We start from the raw sequence: 20,727 nt of genomic DNA on the forward strand, positions 1-20,727 counted from the left end.
TAGGCAAATGGAGGATTTCACATGTTAGAAAGTTTATTGTTTTTCTTCGCCGTCGGAGTTGCCTGTGAGCTTGCAGCAATTAATCGAAATGGTCGTAAAAAGATAAAACAACAAGCTGAGCTGATACAGCTTTTAAAAGAATTGAAAGAAAGAAAAAATTAAAAAGACGACCGGGCATAGACGGTCGTCTTTTTCTATATAAAGGGGAAAGGGGACACAAAGTTATACAAGCGTAGCAGCGTAAATGAAAGCAGTAAGAAGAAGAGAGCCGCTAGCTAATCCTAAAAAATCTAATTTGTTAAAAGTAATGTTATTCATAATACATTCTCCTTACTTGTTTAATGCAGAAGCAACAGCTTTTGCATCGAAAAGAGCCGATAATACCATGCCCATTGTATTTAAGAAATTGTTCGTTTTCATTTTGTTCATCATATTGATCCACTCCTTTTCGAATAATTGTTGCCCTGTTTCTGACTTAATTGTATGAAATATAGTAAGAAGTAACTATCGAATTAGCTTACAAGAAAATTACACTTTTGTAAGAATTGAAATTTAACAATTCATCCTTAATTTTATTACCAACTCCTAAAACTTAGTGTTATAATTATTATAAGAATATGATTATACTTCGGATGTTTAGAAAGGAACGAAATAAATGTATAAACCAATTACATTTTTGTTGAAATATATATTTAAAACAGCTGGGAAAGTAGAAGTACAAGGAAGAGAAAAGCTACCAGAAGGTGGACCCTATGTTGTTGCATGTACACATACAAGTTTTATGGATGTATTAATGTTAGCTACAGGGATGTATCCAACTCAAATTCATTACATGGCCAAAAAAGAATTATTTGAAGGGAAATTCAAAAATTGGTTCTTTAAAAATGTAAATGCATTCCCTGTAGATCGTGCGAATCCAGGACCAAGTACACTTAAAATTCCATCACGTTTATTAAAAGAAGGAAAGGTAGTAGGGATTTTTCCGAGTGGAACAAGATCAGCGGAAGATGTTTCATTAAAAGCGGGTGCTGTGACAATTGCGATGCGTTCCAATGTTCCGTTAGTACCAGCAGCTTATGTTGGTCCATCAAGTGTAAAAGAATTAATAAAGGGGAAAAAGGCACAATTGATTTTTGGAGATCCAATTCAAATTGAGGCTGGAGAACAAATAGATCGAAAAACCGCTATGAAAATGATGACGGATCAATTAAATGAGAAGTTTGAGGAGTTAAAAGAAGCTTTGCAATCAAATCAAAAATAAGAAAAGACGACCGGGCATAGACGGTCGTCTTTTCTATTACTATTTATAATAAAGGGGAAAGGGGACACAAAGTTATACAAGCGTAGCGGCGTAAATAAAAGCAGTAAGAAGAATCGAGCCACTAGCTAGTCCTAAAAAATCTAATTTGTTAAAAGTGATGTTATTCATAATACATTCTCCTTACTTGTTTAATGTAGAAGCAACAGCTTTTGCGTCGATAAGAGCGGAAAATACCATGCCCATTGTATGTAAGAAATTGTTCGTTTTTATTTTGTTCATCATATTAATCCGCTCCTTTTCAAATAGTTGTTACCTTGTTTCTGACTTAATTGTATGAAATGTTGCGGAAAGTCACTATCGAATTAGCTTACAGAAAAATTACACTTTTGTAAGAGAAACGAATGAAGGTGTAATGATAAGAAGATTTGACATATGTTCATGAGATTCATTAAGTTAAAGGTAGAGGTGAGTGTATGGCTAATATTAAAGATATTGCAAAGATGGCGGGAGTTTCAGTTACGACTGTTTCGAGAGTGTTGAATGATCACCCATATGTAAGTGAAGAAAAAAGAAAAGCGGTTATAGAGATAGTTGAGAAATTGAATTACTCGCAAAACGCAAATGCTGTTCATTTATCAAAAGGAAAAACGAATATTGTTGGTGTGATTTTACCGTATATTAATCATCCGTGTTTTGATGCGATGGTGAGCGGAATGATGGAGACTGCGTTAGCGCATAATTACAGGGTGCTACTTTGCCAAACGAATTATAATAAAAAAGAAGAAATGAAAAGTTTACATATGTTAAAAACAAAACAATTGGATGGTCTTATTATTTGTTCACGTGCAAATGATTGGGAAACGATAGAACCGTATGCTTCTTACGGCGCAATAATTGCTTGTGAAGACAATGATATTTCAAACATCTCAAGTGTATATACGAATCATTCAGCGGCCTTTCAATTAGGAATGGATTATTTGATTGAGAAAGGTTATAAAAAAATTGGTTATTGTACGGGAAGAAAATTAGGGCCGAGTAGTCAAAAGCGTTTTGATGTTTATAAACAGCAATTGCAATCTATAGACGAAGAGGTTAATGAAGAATGGATTTTTACAGAATGTTTTACACTAGAAGATGGTGTAAAAGTGGCTCATAAGTTAAAAGAGATGCAGGATCTTCCTGAAGCATTAATAGTAGCAGGTGATGAAGTTGCGATTGGGGTTATGACAGAGGTTGAAAAATTAGGGATTCAAGTTCCTGAGGATTTAGCGATTATTGGCTTTGATAATCAACCTATCTCGCAAGTGTTACAATTGACAACTATTGATCAAAATTTAAAGGAGATAGGGAAAACTGCTTTTGAAATGTTGCATAGAAAAGTGAATGACGAGAGTTCTGAACAAGAAAAGCTGGAAATTCCATACGAACTTGTGGAACGCTCTACAGTTTAATCGTAATCCGTTATGTGTATAATCGCATAACGGATTATTTTTTTGAAATATCTTTGACAGGAAACGCGTTTCATACTTTATAAAGGAGTTAAACCGGTCTGTAATAATCCATGGATTCTTTTCAAGTGTTAATGCAGTGAATAGAATTTGGAGGAATATGCATGAATGAACTTTTATCGAGTATGAAAAAGTATGTAGATGATGATGAAAAGATTCTGGCTTTTGTGGTAGGGATATTTGAGAAGGATAATTTTATATTATCGTATCAACATGGGGTTTTTGTTGCCACTACTAGACGTCTCCTTTTTTACGGGAAATTTCCGTACTATTCTTCAACATTTAAAGAGTATTCATATTTGTATATAGATAGCATAGATTTTCATCCGTATTTTGAATTTACTTGTAGTCATGAAACCATTCGCGCTAAGTATATTCAGAAAGGGAATGTGGAGCGATTTGTCCGTGCAGTTAGAGCAAATATGAATAATTAATCAACCCTCTGTTTAAACATAATATTTCAATTTTCAAGAGGGAAAATGCGGAATAAAAACCACTTCTAAACCTCTAGGAGATAGTGATACAATGTCAAATGGGGGGAGGGTATGAACTATGGTTAATCAACGTATAAAGGAAATAACACTAATTACAATTGGTTCATTATTATTCGCAATTGGTATTAATTACTTTGCAATTCCAAACCGTTTATCGGAAGGTGGAATTATTGGTTTAACGGTTGTTACGTACTACTTATTTGATTGGTCACCAGGAATTGTGAACTTTGCTATAAATGCAATTTTACTAGCTGTTGGTTATAAATTTTTTGATAAGAAAACAATGATTTATACAATTTTAGGGATTGTAGAAACATCTTTGTTTTTATACGTTACAGAACATATTGAGTATCATGTAAATAGTGATACATTATTAGCAGCTTTATTTGCTGGTTTATTTGTGGGAATTGGATTAGGTTGTATGTTCAAAGCCGGAGGTACATCGGGAGGATCAGCAATCTTAGCTCAGTTAGCAAATCAATATTTAGGTTGGAGTGTAGGTAAAGGCGTACTAATTATTGATATTGTTGTAATTGCTGGTTCTGTATTTATAATAGGGCAAGAAAAGGCGATGTATACACTTGTGGCTGTGTTCATTGGAGCGAAGGTGATTGATTTCATTGTAGAAGGAATGGACACAAAAACGGCTGTTACGATTATTTCGAATCAACCAGATTTAATTCGTGAAGCTATTACGAAAAATATGACACGCGGTGTTACTGTATTAGAAGGGCGCGGCGGATATACTGGTAAAAATAAAGAAGTTTTATATGTTGTTATTAATAAACAAGAGCTTGTTAAGTTAAAACAAGTTATTAGCCGGGTAGATGAAGATGCTTTCGTTGTTATACATGATGTACGTGATGTACTTGGCGGTGGCTTTAAAGCAAGCTAAAAGGTGAACGAGTAAATTCGTTCACCTTTTTTAATTCTTACAAAAATGTAAGTGTAATGTAATGAGATTCAATAGTAGATTTTATTCCCCCTTTTTAAAATGGATGTATATATATCCTGCAGAGGAGGAATGTTTATTATGAAGAAAAAAATGATCACTACTATAATAGCGATGATAGTGATAGTAGTAATGTTACTGCCTACGAAACTTGGACCAGTTATCGATAAATATAATCCATTTTATAAGACGAAAGAATACTATACGGTTGTGAATACAATTGGTCAGCATATTGGTGATGAGTGGTATGAATATGAATTTATTGCATTCGATGAACGTGGTAGAGAGCAGAAAATAAAGAAAACGGTTAAGCATATGTTAAAGAGAGATGAAGCATTAAAGGTTTTTGCAAAAGGACGTTACGGTGAATCGATTGAAGAGATTGAGGTTGCAAATATTCCTATAAATGCGAAGAGCAAACTTTTAACGATGAGATAGTGAAATATACCCCCGGCTATTTTTTGTCGAAAATAAAAATACTGGGTAAGGGTATTTTTGAGATTAACAAAAAAGCCTTAGTCCATATAGACTAAGGCTTTTTTATTATATAAAGGGGAAGGGGGTACATTGTAGTAGCATGGGTGAAAGGTATAAGAAGAGTAGCTACTAGCAATGTAATTTGGTTATGTGAGTGTTCTTCTTATTTGGCTTACTTTCTAACTTTATTGTACGAAATATAAGTAAGGGGAACTATCGAATTACATTACACATAACTTACAAACATGTAAGCCTTCTGTAATGTAATTCGATAGTTAAAAGATAGTAATTTTCATATAGTGTAACTAGAAAGTCTCAATGTATTACTTTCTGTTTGTAATGAAGAATGAAAAACCAACTAATTTTTAATAATCCTCATCTGAATAAAGATGGGGATCCTTTTTTAAACCTTACAACATTGTAAGGTTTACGTAAGTTAATTCGATAGTAAATTTGTCATATTTTTTGCATAATAGATACAGATAGAAAAATAATTAGGGATCTAGTAAGAAGGGAGAAAAATGGGATGCGTAAAGAAGAAGTAGTGAAGTTACCAATTAAAGATTTCTGTAGCTACTTTACTGTTGCCGTAGTGTGTATTGGATTATTTGATATCATAACAAACTTAATTGTTAAATAATATAGATGCTAAAACAAGAAAGGAAGTCCTTTCTTGTTTTTTTTATGGGGGCATAAAGATGAAATGGATTGATAGTCATATACATGTTGATCAATATAAGGATGAAGAGAAGAGCAGATTGCTAAAAGAGGTGGAAAATAGTAAGGAAATAAAGGGGCTTATTGCGGTATCTATGAATTATCAATCTTGTAAGGAAACGTTATCTTTAGCGAAGAAGTATCCCTTTATATATCCAGCGATAGGGTTTCATCCAGAGCAACAGATTCATAAAGAAGAGTGTGAACAGATTTATCAACTTATTGAACAGAACGCAGAGGAAATTGTTGCGATTGGTGAAGTAGGTTTGCCCTATTATTTGAGAAAAGAAGATGAAAGAATTGCTGCAGATCCATACATAGCTGTATTGAAAAAATTTATAGAACTAGCTAGTAAGTATAATTTGCCGATTGTATTACACGCAGTTTATGAAGATGCTGACATTGTATGTGATTTGCTAGAGAAATATAAAGTTTCACGTGCACACTTCCATTGGTTTAAAGGAAGCGATGAAACAATGAAACGGATGATGAGAAATGGTTATTATATTTCGATTACACCGGATGTTTTACATAAGGAGAAGATTAGAAAAATCGTTTCGTATTATCCGCTTGAATATATGATGGTAGAAACAGATGGTCCGTGGGAATTTCAAGAAGATGTTATAACGCACCCAAGAATGATTCGAGAGGTATTAAAGGAAATTAGTTCTATAAAAAACATATCCATTGATAAGGTCGCAGAAACAATATATGAAAATACAAGTCGATTTTATTTGAAAGGATAGGAGAATTATAGTTTTAATCATGTAACGGAAGAAGTAAAAGTTGAATTTATTTAATAAAATGCCACGGTTTGATATAGGACAAAAAACCACCAAGCGGTCCGCTCGGTGGTTTTGTATTAGGATTCTAATTTTTTCGCACGTTTTAATAATAAAAGAAAGACAATGATAACGAACCCCAGTATAAGGAAGAAGCCATATTGCTTTATATAATCAATTATGTCATTCGCACTGGTTGGTTTTTCAACGTGAATGCCGTCTTTATTCGTCGTAATATGAATATCTTTCATTTTTACTTCATTCTTTTCCTTTTGTAAATCAATCCATTCTATATTTGGAATACTTTCTAGATCCTTTAACACTTCTTTTAATGGTTTCGCACCTAAGTAAGGATGATAGAATGCACCAATAACTCCATCAGATAATTTAGAAACAGATAGAGCACGCTCTTTCATTTTAGCAGTAGTTTGTGGCGTATCTTCTTCAATAAATCCGACTGTTTCAGGCAATAGTTTCATTCCATGTAAAAATGATGGAGTACTTGTATAATATGGTGAGTGCATGGATTTCCAAGTTGTATCATTTAACTGTAGCTGTCCTACATAAGTTGAAAAGTACCTTGATAATATTTCATATCCTTTTTGAGACATCGTGTAATGAGGTGCTTCAAAGGCAACAGGATATAGTTTAGCATCTACAAGTTCTTGAATTCCTTTTTCGATATGATCTTTCGTATATTTTCCCTCGAATTCTTCCCCTTTTTTTACATATTGGTTATATGACTCTATATTTGGAAAGTCATCTTTTGTCTTCGGTTTTTCATGCTTCGGTTGGCGAATTGGTTGATCTGTTTTTACATCCCAAAATTCAAAGCCTTCACCTGTTTCACTGTCATAAAATTGGTGAGTATAACCATGCATAATAATTGCTGCACCATCATCTTGCATAGAGCGTAAAAGATTAACTAGTTCTGGTTTATCTTTTAAATGTATTATCTTTCCTGTATCTGGATCTTTATATACCGGAATAACAGTAATCATGTAAGGCATCTTTTTCTCTTTTAGTAATTCAGCAATTTCTTTCAATTGATTTATATCTGCTGCGGGGTGAACATCCTCAAGGCGTAAATAAGCTTCAACTTTATTTTTCGTTGGTTTTTGGCTGAAATAAGAAAATAACATTTCACCGACGTAATGAGACATCCAGTCAAAGAGGTTAGGTGTTGCAACATAATAAGATGTTTCATGCTGAACGATTAGTGGGTTAGTGTTATTTGAGCTTAAGGCGTTAGCAAGCACAGTTCCATTCGTATCAAATGATTGAATTAATCGTTCCTCCTCTAAGGTATTTTTTAGCTTCTTGTCTGGATATTCAATTTTATTAACTCGTATATCATCACTATTCAAAGTAATGAAAGAAAAACGCTTAGATAATTGTTCAACATTTTGTCCTAATACTAATACAGGGCCGGAGAAGTTTTCTAGAAATTGTTTCGTTTCATCAGAAAACGCTTCTTTTGTTTCACCGATATAAACAATATGTGTATAGGAGGATACGTTATTAATTGAAGTTGCTTCTTTTAAGTTTTTTACGGTTATATCATTTGTAAAATGTCCTAATTGAGTATTAAGGATTTGGACATTATTTGAAAATTTATCGTCTTGTGTACTATACAAAACAAGTACTTTTGGTTTTGATGATGTTTGTGCAGAGGTGTAGGTAGGGATGAGTAGTAAAATGCTGAACAAGAGTGTTAGGCATTTTTTCATTTTGTATGCTCCTATTCTATATATAGAGTTCAGTTTACAATTATATACAATAAATGCGTTATAGTCTATGAAAGTTACATTTTTGCACGTATTTACCAGCTGTTTTTTCACAAAATCGGTCTAAAGCATGATGATAATATGTATAGTTATTTGCTATGATAAAAGAGTAATAGAATGTAGGTAATTGTAAAGGGAAGGCTGAAAGGGGACAAATTTCAGCGGAGAAAGAGGTAGAGGTAGTGAAGAAATTCTTTGTAGGATTTTTAGTTGTTCTTGGAGTATATTTATATTTCCAAGGAAAGTCTGAAGGAATGGATAAGCTAGTGAATGGAACAAGCTATGTTGATTCAGAAGAAGCAAAACAGATGAAACAAATCATTATAGAGGAAGCGAAGAAAGTAAATCTTCCAGAATGGATACCTCTTGCAATTGCCGAGCATGAAAGTCGATTAAATCCAAGAAGTGTTGGAGATAATGGAACTTCATTCGGATTGTTTCAACTACACCGCGGCGGCGGGCTTGCACCAGAGCATTTAACTGATGATGAGCTGAAAGATCCACGTACAAATGCGCAAATTGCAATGCCGCATTTAATGAAAGGATATAAGCGTGGGGTGCAAAAAGGTTTGACTGATTTTGCATTACTGAAATATATAGCGAATACATCTGGATGGCCAGGGAATTTAGGGCCAGAGTGGACGGATAATAACATGAAGTATAACATCGGATTAGAAGATGTGTACTATCGAAATAAAGGTGTAATAAAAGAGTAGGTTTTGATACCTACTCTATTTTTTTTGATAATCGTGTCATTTTGTGAAATACTCCGCTAGTTGTATTTTTACGTCTTCTAGTTTTGTAGAAACTTGCGGTATTTTATATCCTACATACAGCGGTGAAACGACAAACCTAGGAACAACTTTACAAATGATTTTTCCATTTAAGTAATAGAAGAATAAGTTATAACTACTGCATCCTTTATGGAAATCTGTCAGTATGTAACGTACAGTTTGCTGAATGTAATTTGCCATTTCATCTATATATGAAATGTTATCAATGATTATATTGAATTCAGTGAAGCCAATAATGGGACGCTCTGAAATATTAAGCTCAATGCATTCATTTTTTTGAACAATTAACCCTTGGAAATTTTCTTCTTCAATATTTTCAAGATAATCTACATATTTCATTCCGATAATTTGCATGTGTGCATGATGCAAACTTCCACCTGAAAATGGACCGTGATTTTTATATAAAATCACAGATGCGAACTCCTTGTTCTTCTGTAAGTGTAACCAATGTTGAATAGAAAATTGCATTAATTTTCTCATATGTTCTTCTGTATATGTTGCGATATGATCTTCGCAATTATCGGTTTCGATTAACACTGTTTGAAATGTATCTTGTAATGTAGGAAATTTATTTTTTAACCAAATAATAGAGCCATCAGTTGCTAAAATATCCGTTAATTGTTCTTTATCGCAAAATGGACATGCAGCGCTTCTATTCCGAATACTTTCTGGTTTTTGTTTACCGATATCGTTTAAAAAATATAGTTGTTGTGTATCCATTTGTATATATGCCCCTTTAAAATATGTGTAAAAATCCCGCTTAATACATTCGGGAAAAGGAGAAGGAAATCCTCTAAAGGAATAGGGGAAAAATAAAAGACAAGATATCCTCATTACGATAGGGTACCTTGTCTTTTATTTTTTCTCTAATAGTGTGTATGGATAATATAGAACATTTTCATTATTTTTCTTTTTTCTCTTTTTTATTGTGTATAAGGTAATTGCTGTGCTTGCAATTATAATAATGGCTTTCTTCATATTCATATACCCCTTTTTATTGTTGGTTTAATTCTTGGCTAACTGCTTTTGCATCGACTAAAGCGTGTAAAATCATTTTCACCATGTTCATCATATTTCTTCACTCCTTTTTATAGTTCATTTAGTTCTTTTACAACTGCTTGTCCGTTCACTAATACCTCAAAGATTGCTTTTACGATTTCTTTCATCATGTTTGTTTCCTCCTTTTGTTTGTCTCGCTTGTTTACATCTTTATTGTATAGGGAGGCATCTTTTCGTACTATCGCTTTCCATTACGTGAACATAACAGTTTTGTAAGATTTGATGTCACTTATTGAAATGTTTAGTCTATCTTCATTATTTTCAGAAAAATGACTATTCAAACATGAAATTGGAAAGTATAATAAAGAAGTAAGTATTAAATTCCGTACGAAAGGGGTGAATGAGATGAAACGTTCTTTAGCTGCACGTGCCAAATTTTTAGATTTTATCTATTTTTGTCGTGCGATTTTTCATGATGTAGTTGTTAACGGGATACGTATGCCCTTTTTTAACAATTGCATAGTGACTATTGAACGATAGAAATCTCTTCACCCATTTTTAATCAACGTGTGAAAAGGGAGCTATTTGGCTTCCTTTTTCTATGCCGAAAAACCATGGGGAATGTTTCTTTCTCATGGTTTTTTATATTGAAAGGAGTACGGAAAATGACTATTTGTAGTGTAAATAATGTAACGAAATCTTTTGGTGGAAACACCATATTTGAAAATATATCGCTTGAAATAAAGAATGGTGAACGTGTTGGATTAGTTGGTCGTAACGGTAGTGGGAAGACAACAATCTTTGGGCTTCTAACTGGAATGGAGAGTTTGGATGCAGGAGCCATTCATATGAAGAAAGGTACACGTATTGGTCATGTCGCACAAATTCCGAAGTTTGATGAGGTTATGACTGTATATGATGTATTGAGTTCTGCTTTTAAAGTAGAAAAGGAATTAGAAAAAGAAATGCATGCTTTAGAAAAAAATATGGCGGTGGAACAGGAACAATCTGCTTTGGAAAAGCTAATGGAGAGGTACGGAGTCATTCAAGAAAAATTTGCATTTCTCGGTGGTTATGAAATCGAGGCAAATATAATGAAGGTAGCAAATGGCTTACAAGTGACAGACTTATTTTCAAGAGTATTTACGGAATTAAGTGGAGGAGAACAGACGAAAGTAAGCCTTGCATATATGCTATTGCAGAAACCAGATTTACTTCTATTAGATGAACCAACAAATCATTTAGATTTATTTGCAGTTGAATGGTTAGAGCAATTTTTAAAAGAATACACTGGAACAGTTATAGTTATTTCACATGATCGCTATTTCCTTGATGAAGTTGTAACGAAAATTTTTGATTTGGAAGATGGAGAGATTCACGTGTACCATACGAATTATTCTCAGTTCGTTGAGGAGAAGGAAGAAAGATTACTTCAAGAGTTTCAAGCTTATCAGGAGCAACAAAAGAAAATAAAGAAAATGAAAGAAGCGATTAAGCGTCTACGTGAATGGGCAAATCAAGCGAACCCTCCGAATGAAGGATTGCATAAAAGAGCGAGAAATATGGAACGTGCGTTAGAACGTATAGAGAAATTAAAGAGGCCAATTTTAGAACGAAAACAGATGGGTCTTCAGTTTGAAGGGCAAGAGAGAAGCGGGAAAGATGTTGTTGTAATGAAAGAAGTGAGTAAAGGTTTTGCTGGACGACCTTTATTTGAACAAGCGAATTTACATGTTCGTTTTCAAGAGCGTGCGGCTATCGTTGGTCGTAATGGTACAGGAAAGACTACATTATTAAAACTACTATTAGAAGAAATAAATCCAGACGTTGGTGAAATTCGAATTGGTAGTAGTGTCAAAATTGGTTATTTATCACAGCATACGTATGGAAATGTGAAGAGTAATGTATTGGAAGCGTTTAGAGAGTATGTAGCTGTAACAGAAGGAGAAGCAAGACATATATTGGCTAAGTTTTTATTTTATGGTCCAGCAGTATTTAAGAAAGTAACGCAACTGAGCGGTGGAGAAAAAATGAGGTTAAGACTTGCGCAACTTATGTATCAAGACATCAATTTTCTAATTTTAGATGAGCCGACAAACCATCTTGATATTGAATCAAGGGAAGTTTTAGAGGAAGCCCTTGAGCAATATAATGGAACAATCCTAGCTGTTTCACATGATCGTTATTTTTTAAATAAGTTATTTGAAAAGACGTACTGGATTGATGAATGTAAATTATTTGAGTTTGCAGGAAACTATGCATGGGCTCGTCAAAAATGGGAAGAAAAGCTTGAGAAGCAAGTAATAAAGCAAAAACGCCAAGGGAGAAAGAGTGTTGAAATGGTTCCAGTAAAAGAGAAAAAAGCTAGGAATCTTGAAGAGATTGAAAATGAGTTAATGCATGTAGAAGAAGATATATATGCAATAGAATGTGAAATGGAACATGTAGCTGATGTTGAAAGACTTGAAAAATTATATGAGGAAAAAACGATGAAAGAGTTGTTACGAGCGAAGTTATATAGTGAGTTAGAGAATATTGTGGAGTAAAGAGTAGAAAGCCACTTCCTTTCAGTTTTGTTGGAGGAAGTGGCTTTTTCATAATGATATTTTGATTTAAAGATTAAATGAAGCGATGTGTTTCACGTGAAACAGTAACTTAGATAAATCCGTGTTCCTCAATTTGCATAGCTTGTGAAGCGTATGAAATGATAAGGTGAAAAATAAATGTCATTAGTGGCTTTTCAATAGGAGTAATCACAAAAACAAAGGCTAATTATTTCCCGAGAGATAAAGTGAGGGCTTTTACGGGCAGCCCGACCCCGACCTAACTTCTTTTGCTTTCGCTGAATTTTGAGGTGGGGTTCTTACTGCCCGGCAAATAGCGGGATAAATATGTATAAAAGAGACTAGTGAATGAAAACGAAAAGAGAGCAAAGTTACAGCTTTACGCGCTGAACCCTGCTCTCTTTTTGCGTGGCATCTTCTCTCGTTGAAATTATAATAGCGATCCCGAGCATGATAAAAAAAGCTAAAAAGAGGACGAACTTTGGGAAGAACGGGAATAGTAATAACGCTCCGACTATCATAATTGTTAATAATACGTAGTGCAGGACGTATTGGAATAGGTTGTCCATATTTTCGCCCCCTTTTTGGTAATTGTTTATTAGTATTCTATGTTTCATGTTGAAGGAATAGAAGTAGATTTTTAAGTTTTTTAATACGAATTATAGCTGAGTTTTCTTAAAGTATAAATGTAGAGTGATAATTTTGGAAAAATTCTCAAAATATTTATTTAGAAAGAATTGACAAAACATAATGAACGATATAAGCTAATAACCATAAAGTCTACCGGAAAGGTCGGAATAAGATTGTTACCCCTCAAAAACATCTATTTTTTTACGATTAAAACCGACTTTTCCGATTGGCTATAAATGTTGCTGTGGGAGGCATACATAAGGTAATTCGTTCAGAGGGTATAATCATAAAAAGTTAGGGTGGGGACAATGAAGAAAAAGACAAAAAAATGGGCTGGTGTATTTTCGGTATTAATGAGTAGTTCGCTTGTGTTGTCTGCTTGTGGGGGACAGGAGGACGCGGCTTCTACGGAGCCGGTTAAACAGCAGGATTTAAAAAATGTGAAAATTGAAAAGATCGCTGCGACAGATAAAACGAAAGTGCCAGACAAAGCGAAGAATAGAAAAGATACGTTAGTAGTTGGTATTAGTAAGCCAGGCGGCGTATTTTTGCCATACTTCCAACAAAATGGTTGGGATGGAAACGTAACTTCAGTTATTTTTGCATCTCTTGTATCAACCGATAAACAAGGGAAACCAATTCCAGAATTAGCTGAGAAGTGGGACGTTTCTTCTGATCAGTTAACATATACATTCCATTTACGTAAAGATTTGAAATTTAGTGATGGATCGCCATTAACGGCGGATGATGTAGCTTTCACATTGACGCTTTTACATGATAAGGCATATGAAGGTGAAGTAGATATCTCTCAATATGCGGTTAAAGGTGGTAAAGAATATAAGGAAGGAAAAGCAACTTCAATTGAAGGTATTCAAGTTGTTGATCCACAAACAATTAAAATTACAACTGAAAAAGTGAATTCACAAGCTATATTTGTTTTAGGAGGTACAGTACTATCAAAAGCTTATTATGGAAAAGATTATAAGCAAAATACAAGCTTAGATTACTTAAAAGATTTATATGGAAACCCATTAGCTGCGGGTCCATATAAATTTGAAAAGTATATTCCAGGTCAAGAAGTTCGTTTTGTAGCAAACGAAAATTATTATGCGGGTAAAGCAAAAATTCAAAACTTCATTTATAAAATTACTTCTGGTGATACGAAGCTTCAGTTATTCCAAACAGGAGAAGTTGACCATACTGGCTTAGGTACTGGTGATGAGGTTCTTGAACAGGCTAAGGCTTTAGAATTCGCCAATATCCAAATCGAAACAGCACCGTCATTTAGTTATATTTATATGAATAATAATAAGCCTTATTTAAAGGATAAAAAGGTTCGCCAAGCACTTATTTACGGATTAGACCGCAAAAAATATGTTGATACAGCGTTAAAAGGATACGGTACAGTAGCCAATGTACCAATTCATCCAACTTCTTGGGCTTATACGGAAGAAGGAGTTAATAAATACGAATACGATAAAGAAAAAGCGAAAAAATTATTAGATGAAGCAGGGTGGAAAGTTGGTTCGGATGGAATTCGTGAAAAAGATGGTCAAAAATTAAAACTTTCTTATTTCGGTCCAAGTTCGGCTAAAGATAGTGATTTATTAATTCCGATTGCGAAAGAGAATTATAAAGAAATAGGTGTAGAGTTTAATCCTGAATTTATGGACTTTAATACGATGCTTTCTAAGGTAAACAAAGGGGATTATGATTTAGCTTCTGTTTCGACACCGATTACAAGTGATCCGAGTGAAACAGCTGGTGAATATTTGTCTACTGCAAATGAAACTAGTCTTGGTTATAAGAATGCAAAAGTAGATGAGCTAATTCAAAAAGGTATTGAAACTGTAGATATCGAAAAGCGTAAACCTATTTATAAAGAATTGTATAAAGAATTAAGTGATGATCCACCAGTAATTCTATTAAACTACCGTAGAACAATTACTGGTTATAACGGGAATATAAAAGGAATTGATCCTGAAAAGTACAACAGTATTAGTGCAAACTTACCAGTATTATCATTTGAAAAATAACGATAAGAATGTATAAGTAGAAGACATTTTTTCATTCGGTTAGTAATGTGCCGCTTTGAAAAAATGTTCTTCTATTTTAAGCATAAGATTGGAGAGAAAAAGGGTGAAAACATATATTGTTCGTAGGTTGTTACAAATGATTCCTACACTGCTTGGTACATCAATTATTATCTTCGTCCTGTTCGCACTTCTTCCTGGGGATTATATTGATTCAAACCCGAAAATTACACCGGAAAGAGCAGCTGAACTGAGGGAGTTATATGGGTTGAACAAACCAATTGTTGAGCGTTATTTTCATTGGTTAGGTAATGCATTGCAAGGGGACTTTGGCTTCTCGCTTCAATATCAAGAGCCTGTAACGTCATTATTAAATAAATTTATTTGGAATTCTTTTAGTGTAGCAATTATTGCATTGTTTTTTATTTGGCTAATTGCACTTATTATCGGTGTATTCTCGGCGACGAAGCAACATTCTTTATTCGATAAACTTGTAACAATCGGTGTTTTTGCAGCAATGTCATTCCCTTCATTCTTTATCGGTTTGTTTTTAATTAAGGTGTTTGCGGTTGACTTTAAGTTATTACCGATAGGTGGAATGATTGATGTTGGCAGTAATTCAACAGGAGTTGCTTACGTGATAGAAGTTGCAAAACATATGATTTTACCAGTATTTATTTTGACACTTCTTGGGGTCGGCTCGCTAACTCGTTATTTTAGAACAAGTATGTTAGAGGTTGTAAGACAAGATTACATACGAACAGCAAGAGCGAAAGGTTTGAAGGAGAAGACGGTTATTTATAAGCATGCATTAAAAAATGCAATTTTACCGGCAATTACGTTATTAGCATTTGAATTACCTGGATTGTTTTCTGGGGCAATTATTATTGAACAAATTTTTAACTGGCCAGGGATTGGTAATATTCAATTAGAAGCATTAAATTTCCGTGACTATACAGTATTGATGGCATTTACGATGTTTCTTTCTTGTTTAACAATCGTTTCAAACTTTTTAGCAGATATCGTATATGCAGTTGTTGATCCAAGAATTCGGTTGAAGTAAGGGGGGAAAGAAATGGAGACTGTTACAGTAATTACAGAAAAAAAAGAAAAAAAGAGAAGAAATGAATCATCACCATGGCGACAAGCTTTTAAAAAGATAAAGAAAAATAAGATGGCACTTGTAGGGTTTTATGCATTAATTTTTATGTTTTTATTTTGTTTTATCGGTCCGTTCTTTTCTCCATATGCATCAGGAAAAATACAAGTTGCGCTCATTAACAAACCACCTAGTTTTTCTCATTGGCTTGGTACAGATCAATTAGGAAGAGATATTTTAACAAGGCTTATGCAAGCGGGACGTATTTCATTAACCATTGGTTTAGCTTCAATGGTTTTATCGGTTATACTTGGAGCTTTATTAGGAGCGATTGCAGGTTTTTATCGTGGTATTGTGGACAATATTATTATGCGACTTGCAGATATTTTAATGTCGATGCCAGGATTACCGTTACTTATTATAATGGGTGCGATTTTATCAGAGTGGAAAGTACCGTCTGATTATCGTTTGTATGTCATTATGATTATTTTAAGTTTAGTAGGTTGGCCAGGGCTTGCACGCCTTGTAAGAGGGCAAATTTTATCACTTAGGGAGCAAGCATTTATGCAAGCTGCGGATGTGTTAGGAATAAAAGATTACCGGAAAATTATATATCACTTAATACCTAATGTTTTACCTATTTTAATTGTCGTATCTACATTAGGTGTTGCAGGTTCTATTTTGGGAGAATCCGCACTAAGTTACTTAGGTCTTGGAGTCGTTCCACCTACACCATCATGGGGGAACATGATTAGCGCAGCTAACTCATTAATCGATTTCCAAAAGCGTCCATGGTTATGGATTCCGCCTGGTTTTGCAATCTTTATAACAGTTGTATCAATTAATTTACTTGGTGATGCACTTCGTGATGCATTAGATCCAAAGATGAGACGGTAGGTGAGGAGATATGAGTAAAGCGGTAGTAGAGCTGAAAGATTTACAAACACACTTTCAGACAGAAGAAGGGACAGTAAAAGCTGTGAATCATGTTAGTTTTTCTGTTCGAGAAGGTGAAACTGTTTGTGTTGTAGGTGAATCTGGTTGCGGAAAAAGTGTAACGGCGTTATCTATTATGGGACTTATTGCTGAATCAGGCAGTGTAGTAGGTGGAGATATTTTATATGAAGGAAAAAGTCTTTTAGGAATGAAAGAGAAAGAGCTTCGTAGTTTACGAGGGAATGATATTGCGATGATTTTCCAAGAACCGATGACATCGCTAAACCCCGTCTTCACTGTAGGAGAGCAAATTGTAGAAACGTTAAGGGAGCATGAATTACTTAGTAAAAATGAAGCATATAAGAAGGCAATTGAGTTAATTCGTAAAGTTGGCATAGCCCGCGCTGATGAAATCGTCCATTCTTATCCGCATGAACTGAGCGGCGGGATGTTACAACGTATTATGATTGCTGTTGCACTTAGTTGTAATCCTAAGTTATTAATTGCGGATGAACCAACAACAGCTCTTGATGTTACCATTCAGGCTCAAATATTGGATCTACTAAGACAAGTGAAAGAAGAATTTAAAACGTCGATTTTATTAATTACACATGACTTAGGTGTCGTAGCGGAAATGGCTGATTATGTTGTCGTTATGTATGGCGGGAAAGTTATCGAAGAAGCCCCAGTACTAGAGATATTCCAAAATCCAAAACATCCTTATACGAAAGGATTATTGAAATCAAAACCAGTAATGGGAAAACGAATAGATAAACTATATTCTATTCCAGGGCAAGTTCCGAATTTAGTTGGTTTAGGTGAGTTTTGCTACTTTAGTGGGCGTTGTGAGCATTGTATGGAAATATGTGAAAAAGAAGCCCCAAATCTAAATGTAAATGATGAAAATCATAAAGTAGCTTGCTGGTTATATGAGGAGCGTGCGGAACAATGAGTGAACCATTATTAGAGGTGAAAAATCTAAAGACATATTTTCCAATTAAGGGTGGCGTATTTAGTAGAACAATTGGGCATGTAAAAGCGGTTGATGGAGTAAGTTTTACTATTAATAAAGGTGAAGTGTTTGGTCTCGTTGGCGAATCAGGGAGCGGAAAAACAACAATAGGAAAAACAATTTTACGCCTCGTTCAAAAAACGGAGGGAGAAGTGAAGTTTAAAGGGAAAGATGTTCATTCTTTATCCAAGGATGAATTAAGAAAACATCGCCCTAATATGCAGCTCGTTTTCCAAGATCCATTTAGCTCATTAAATCCGAGAATGAGAATTGGAGAAGCGCTTGGAGAGCCAATGTTGGCCCACGGATTAGCGACGAAAGAAAATGTTCGTGAAAAGGTAATTGAAGTATTGGAGTTATGTGGATTAGCTCCTTATCATATTGACCGGTATCCCCATGAGTTTTCTGGTGGACAACGTCAGCGTATCGTAATCGCAAGAGCTATGGTATTAAATCCGGAATTTATTGTAGCTGATGAACCTGTGGCGGCACTAGATGTATCTATCCAAGCACAAATTATTAATTTATTTAGTGAGTTACAAGAGAAAAAGGGATTATCTTATTTATTCATTTCGCATGATTTAAGTGTAGTAGAACATTTATGTACGAAAATCGGAATTATGTATTTAGGTACGATTGTGGAGACAGCACCGCGTGATGAGTTATTTACCAATCCGCTACATCCTTATACGAAAGCATTGTTATCAGCTGTTCCAATACCAGATCCAACAGTGAAGCGAGAGCGAATTATACTAGAAGGGGATATTCCAAGTCCAGCAAATCCACCTTCGGGCTGTCGTTTTCATACACGTTGCCCATTTGCAACGGATGTTTGTAAAAAAATAGTACCAGAATTCCGTAATGTTGGTGCAGAGCATTTTGTTGCTTGTCATCACGTATAAAAAAGGACTCTTTCAAATTGAAAGAGTCCTTTTTTTATTTAATAGATGAAGTTTGTTTCAATACAAATTGCTCGATTGCGTGAGCAACACCATGTTCATTGTTTGTTAGTGTTACAACATCACATAGCTTTTTTACATCTTCTTCAGCGTTGCCCATTGCAACAGATAAGCCTGCTACTTCTAACATCGGTACATCATTAAAATTATCACCAATAGCAACTGTATCTTCAATAGGGATATTAAAATGAGCTGCCATCTGCTGTATCCCGTTTCCTTTATGTCCATTCTTATCCATAATTTCTAAGTTAGTAGGAGCCGATGCTGTAACCATAATATCAGCATCTTCTTGTAATATACTTAATAGTTGTGCGCGATGCGCTGCATTAAACGTTAAAATGAAGAATTTAGATATTTCTAGTTCTTGGTTATTTACAACATCTTCTATTTTTTTGAAATCAGTAATTAGGTTCGATTTCTTTTGCTTTTCTGTAATTCGTTCAAGTTCCTCTAATGTAACATCAAGCGCATGCTTATTTTCTTCGAATGCTTGCATCACTTGATCTTGCCATGTATATGGAGAATAAACTCCTTTATTCGTATATAGCTTATATGGGAAACCTTCAGATTCTAGTAATTTTGCAAGTTTGTAAACTTTGTCGTTTTGTATACAACGCGAGTTAATTACTTTTCCATCCACATAAACAATAGCCCCATTGCTTGCTCCGACTGGAAGAGATAATTTATATTCTTCCAATAGCTTTAAAGCATCCTCTTTCGCACGACCAGAACAGATCATTACAATATGACCAGCTTCTTGTGCAGTTTGGATTGCTTGTAGGTTTTCTTTGGAGATTTCAAGATTAGATGATAGTAGTGTACCATCCATATCTAATGCGATTAATTTCAAAATGACCACCTCTTTGTTTTTATTATACATAGTTATATAGAGGAAACATATAAACTTATCTTGGAAAGACGGTATTTTATCTCATATTAAAAGTAAGTAAAGATTAGATAGGTTTAGTGTCACTAAATAAACGATTTGTAACAAAAATAGAGAGGAATATGACGACATTTCACTTTATGACTGTAATGTTACACGAATGTTACAAACGTGAACTAAGTGAAAAACGCATTAAATAAAGGTTTTTGAGGGTTATTATAAAAAAACGTAAAAAAAGTGTAATAAATTTTACGTAATTATATTGCAACGTAATAATAGTTATGTTACATTAATGTTACAAACGTTACGTTATCAAATTTAATGTAACGTTAACATAAAAACTATGAAATAAACATTTCTTAGAAATTACATATAGATAACTTATAAAAAGGGAGGATAAATGATATGAAAGAGCAAGTATTACAAGTAACAAAAGGTGATTTCGTAGGATCAGCAAGTGGAGCGGTAGTATTAACAGCATTAATCGTATTTCTATCAAGCGTATTAGTATAATAGAAGCTTTGTAACAAAAGAAAAGGAAGGGAGAATGAAAGGTATGAAAGAGCAAGTATTACAAGTAACAAAAGGTGATTTCGTAGGATCAGCAAGTGGAGCGGTAGTATTAACAGCGTTAATCGTATTTCTATCAAGCGTATTAGTATAATAGAAGCTTTGTAACAAAAGAAAAGGAAGGGAGAATGAAAGATATGAAAGAGCAAGTATTACAAGTAACAAAAGGTGACTTCGTAGGATCAGCAAGTGGAGCAGTAGTATTAACAGCGTTAATCGTATTTCTATCAAGCGTATTAGTATAATAGAAGCTTTGTAACAAAAGAA

At 34.2% G+C, this 20,727-nt stretch carries 25 protein-coding genes; 18 read left to right on the forward strand and 7 right to left on the reverse strand.

Features of this window, described 5'->3' with window-relative positions:
- Positions 1–21 precede the first annotated feature (21 nt).
- On the forward strand, positions 22–162 hold the full coding sequence (locus BC_RS01160) for a YrzO family protein (RefSeq protein ID WP_000894065.1): 141 nt from the start codon (positions 22–24) through the stop codon (positions 160–162).
- A gap of 60 nt (positions 163–222) precedes the next feature.
- On the opposite strand, the gene BC_RS01165 is transcribed toward BC_RS01160, so the two are convergent.
- Positions 223–318: a DUF3948 family protein gene (locus BC_RS01165; RefSeq protein ID WP_001060007.1), complete on the reverse strand. Its 96-nt coding sequence runs from the start codon at positions 316–318 to the stop codon at positions 223–225.
- Between the two features lie 337 nt (positions 319–655).
- On the opposite strand from BC_RS01165, the gene BC_RS01170 reads away from it, so the two are divergent.
- Positions 656–1,261 (forward strand): lysophospholipid acyltransferase family protein, encoded by a 606-nt coding sequence (locus BC_RS01170; protein WP_000277778.1) that lies wholly within the window; start codon positions 656–658, stop codon positions 1,259–1,261.
- Between the two features lie 72 nt (positions 1,262–1,333).
- Here the strand turns inward: BC_RS01170 and BC_RS01175 are convergent, their stop codons facing one another.
- Entirely contained in the window at positions 1,334–1,429 is a 96-nt protein-coding gene (locus BC_RS01175) for a DUF3948 family protein (RefSeq protein ID WP_001059999.1), read from the reverse strand.
- A gap of 305 nt (positions 1,430–1,734) precedes the next feature.
- On the opposite strand from BC_RS01175, the gene BC_RS01180 reads away from it, so the two are divergent.
- From BC_RS01180 to BC_RS01200, 5 genes are all read left to right on the forward strand, one after another.
- Positions 1,735–2,712 carry a LacI family DNA-binding transcriptional regulator gene (locus BC_RS01180; RefSeq protein WP_001273903.1) on the forward strand — a complete coding sequence of 326 codons (978 nt, stop codon included), beginning with the start codon at positions 1,735–1,737 and terminating at the stop codon, positions 2,710–2,712.
- 161 nt (positions 2,713–2,873) lie between these two features.
- Positions 2,874–3,203: a PH domain-containing protein gene (locus BC_RS01185; RefSeq protein ID WP_001004246.1), complete on the forward strand. Its 330-nt coding sequence runs from the start codon at positions 2,874–2,876 to the stop codon at positions 3,201–3,203.
- Positions 3,204–3,321: 118 nt separating this feature from the next.
- Positions 3,322–4,158, forward strand: a complete 837-nt coding sequence (locus tag BC_RS01190) for a YitT family protein (RefSeq protein WP_000248045.1) — start codon at positions 3,322–3,324, stop codon at positions 4,156–4,158.
- A 138-nt stretch (positions 4,159–4,296) separates the two neighbouring features.
- Positions 4,297–4,653 (forward strand): YxeA family protein, encoded by a 357-nt coding sequence (locus BC_RS01195; RefSeq protein ID WP_000728422.1) that lies wholly within the window; start codon positions 4,297–4,299, stop codon positions 4,651–4,653.
- Between the two features lie 737 nt (positions 4,654–5,390).
- A complete protein-coding gene (locus tag BC_RS01200; protein ID WP_000871102.1) occupies positions 5,391–6,155 on the forward strand; it encodes a TatD family hydrolase in 765 nt (254 codons plus the stop codon).
- Between the two features lie 116 nt (positions 6,156–6,271).
- On the opposite strand, the gene BC_RS01205 is transcribed toward BC_RS01200, so the two are convergent.
- Positions 6,272–7,921, reverse strand: a complete 1,650-nt coding sequence (locus tag BC_RS01205) for a DUF2334 domain-containing protein (RefSeq protein ID WP_000710601.1) — start codon at positions 7,919–7,921, stop codon at positions 6,272–6,274.
- A gap of 239 nt (positions 7,922–8,160) precedes the next feature.
- On the opposite strand from BC_RS01205, the gene BC_RS01210 reads away from it, so the two are divergent.
- Complete coding sequence (locus tag BC_RS01210; protein WP_000713249.1) at positions 8,161–8,694, forward strand: transglycosylase SLT domain-containing protein; 534 nt, start codon at positions 8,161–8,163, stop codon at positions 8,692–8,694.
- Between the two features lie 36 nt (positions 8,695–8,730).
- Here BC_RS01210 and BC_RS01215 read toward each other — a convergent pair whose 3' ends face one another.
- Positions 8,731–9,492 (reverse strand): DUF4931 domain-containing protein, encoded by a 762-nt coding sequence (locus BC_RS01215; protein WP_000381025.1) that lies wholly within the window; start codon positions 9,490–9,492, stop codon positions 8,731–8,733.
- Between the two features lie 135 nt (positions 9,493–9,627).
- Entirely contained in the window at positions 9,628–9,756 is a 129-nt protein-coding gene (locus BC_RS01220; RefSeq protein ID WP_002023099.1) for a hypothetical protein, read from the reverse strand.
- A gap of 420 nt (positions 9,757–10,176) precedes the next feature.
- Between BC_RS01220 and BC_RS27905 the strand changes: the two genes are divergently transcribed.
- Both BC_RS27905 and abc-f read left to right on the forward strand, forming a co-directional pair.
- Positions 10,177–10,311, forward strand: coding sequence for an RAxF-45 family protein (locus BC_RS27905; RefSeq protein ID WP_000830643.1), 135 nt, complete (start codon positions 10,177–10,179; stop codon positions 10,309–10,311).
- Between the two features lie 74 nt (positions 10,312–10,385).
- Positions 10,386–12,317, forward strand: a complete 1,932-nt coding sequence (gene abc-f, locus BC_RS01225) for a ribosomal protection-like ABC-F family protein (RefSeq protein WP_002195117.1) — start codon at positions 10,386–10,388, stop codon at positions 12,315–12,317.
- A gap of 389 nt (positions 12,318–12,706) precedes the next feature.
- Here abc-f and BC_RS01230 read toward each other — a convergent pair whose 3' ends face one another.
- A complete protein-coding gene (locus BC_RS01230) occupies positions 12,707–12,904 on the reverse strand; it encodes a hypothetical protein (protein ID WP_000369254.1) in 198 nt (65 codons plus the stop codon).
- A 369-nt stretch (positions 12,905–13,273) separates the two neighbouring features.
- Here BC_RS01230 and BC_RS01235 point away from each other — a divergent pair, with 369 nt between their 5' ends.
- From BC_RS01235 to BC_RS01255, 5 genes are all read left to right on the forward strand, one after another.
- The gene (locus BC_RS01235) at positions 13,274–15,001 is read left to right on the forward strand and encodes an ABC transporter substrate-binding protein (RefSeq protein WP_000730693.1); all 1,728 of its coding nucleotides are present in this window, start codon (positions 13,274–13,276) and stop codon (positions 14,999–15,001) included.
- A gap of 103 nt (positions 15,002–15,104) precedes the next feature.
- Positions 15,105–16,061, forward strand: coding sequence for an ABC transporter permease (locus BC_RS01240; protein ID WP_000860749.1), 957 nt, complete (start codon positions 15,105–15,107; stop codon positions 16,059–16,061).
- Positions 16,062–16,073: 12 nt separating this feature from the next.
- On the forward strand, positions 16,074–16,994 hold the full coding sequence (gene opp4C, locus BC_RS01245) for an oligopeptide ABC transporter permease (protein ID WP_000451077.1): 921 nt from the start codon (positions 16,074–16,076) through the stop codon (positions 16,992–16,994).
- Between the two features lie 10 nt (positions 16,995–17,004).
- Positions 17,005–17,985 (forward strand): ABC transporter ATP-binding protein, encoded by a 981-nt coding sequence (locus BC_RS01250; RefSeq protein WP_000030789.1) that lies wholly within the window; start codon positions 17,005–17,007, stop codon positions 17,983–17,985.
- Positions 17,982–18,947: an ABC transporter ATP-binding protein gene (locus tag BC_RS01255; RefSeq protein WP_001294518.1), complete on the forward strand. Its 966-nt coding sequence runs from the start codon at positions 17,982–17,984 to the stop codon at positions 18,945–18,947. The genes BC_RS01250 and BC_RS01255 overlap by 4 nt, the downstream gene beginning before the upstream one ends.
- 34 nt (positions 18,948–18,981) lie before the next feature.
- Here BC_RS01255 and BC_RS01260 read toward each other — a convergent pair whose 3' ends face one another.
- On the reverse strand, positions 18,982–19,854 hold the full coding sequence (locus BC_RS01260; protein WP_000766420.1) for a Cof-type HAD-IIB family hydrolase: 873 nt from the start codon (positions 19,852–19,854) through the stop codon (positions 18,982–18,984).
- A 441-nt stretch (positions 19,855–20,295) separates the two neighbouring features.
- On the opposite strand from BC_RS01260, the gene BC_RS01265 reads away from it, so the two are divergent.
- From BC_RS01265 to BC_RS01275, 3 genes are read left to right on the forward strand one after another with little or no spacing between them, the layout of a single operon-like run.
- Positions 20,296–20,403, forward strand: coding sequence for a DUF3948 family protein (locus BC_RS01265; protein WP_000664237.1), 108 nt, complete (start codon positions 20,296–20,298; stop codon positions 20,401–20,403).
- 43 nt (positions 20,404–20,446) lie between these two features.
- The gene (locus BC_RS01270) at positions 20,447–20,554 is read left to right on the forward strand and encodes a DUF3948 family protein (RefSeq protein WP_000664237.1); all 108 of its coding nucleotides are present in this window, start codon (positions 20,447–20,449) and stop codon (positions 20,552–20,554) included.
- Positions 20,555–20,588: 34 nt separating this feature from the next.
- Positions 20,589–20,705 carry a DUF3948 family protein gene (locus tag BC_RS01275; protein WP_000654250.1) on the forward strand — a complete coding sequence of 39 codons (117 nt, stop codon included), beginning with the start codon at positions 20,589–20,591 and terminating at the stop codon, positions 20,703–20,705.
- The last annotated feature ends 22 nt before the right edge of the window (positions 20,706–20,727 follow it).

The organism is Bacillus cereus ATCC 14579 (assembly GCF_000007825.1).
In the GTDB taxonomy this organism is placed as follows: domain Bacteria; phylum Bacillota; class Bacilli; order Bacillales; family Bacillaceae_G; genus Bacillus_A; species Bacillus_A cereus.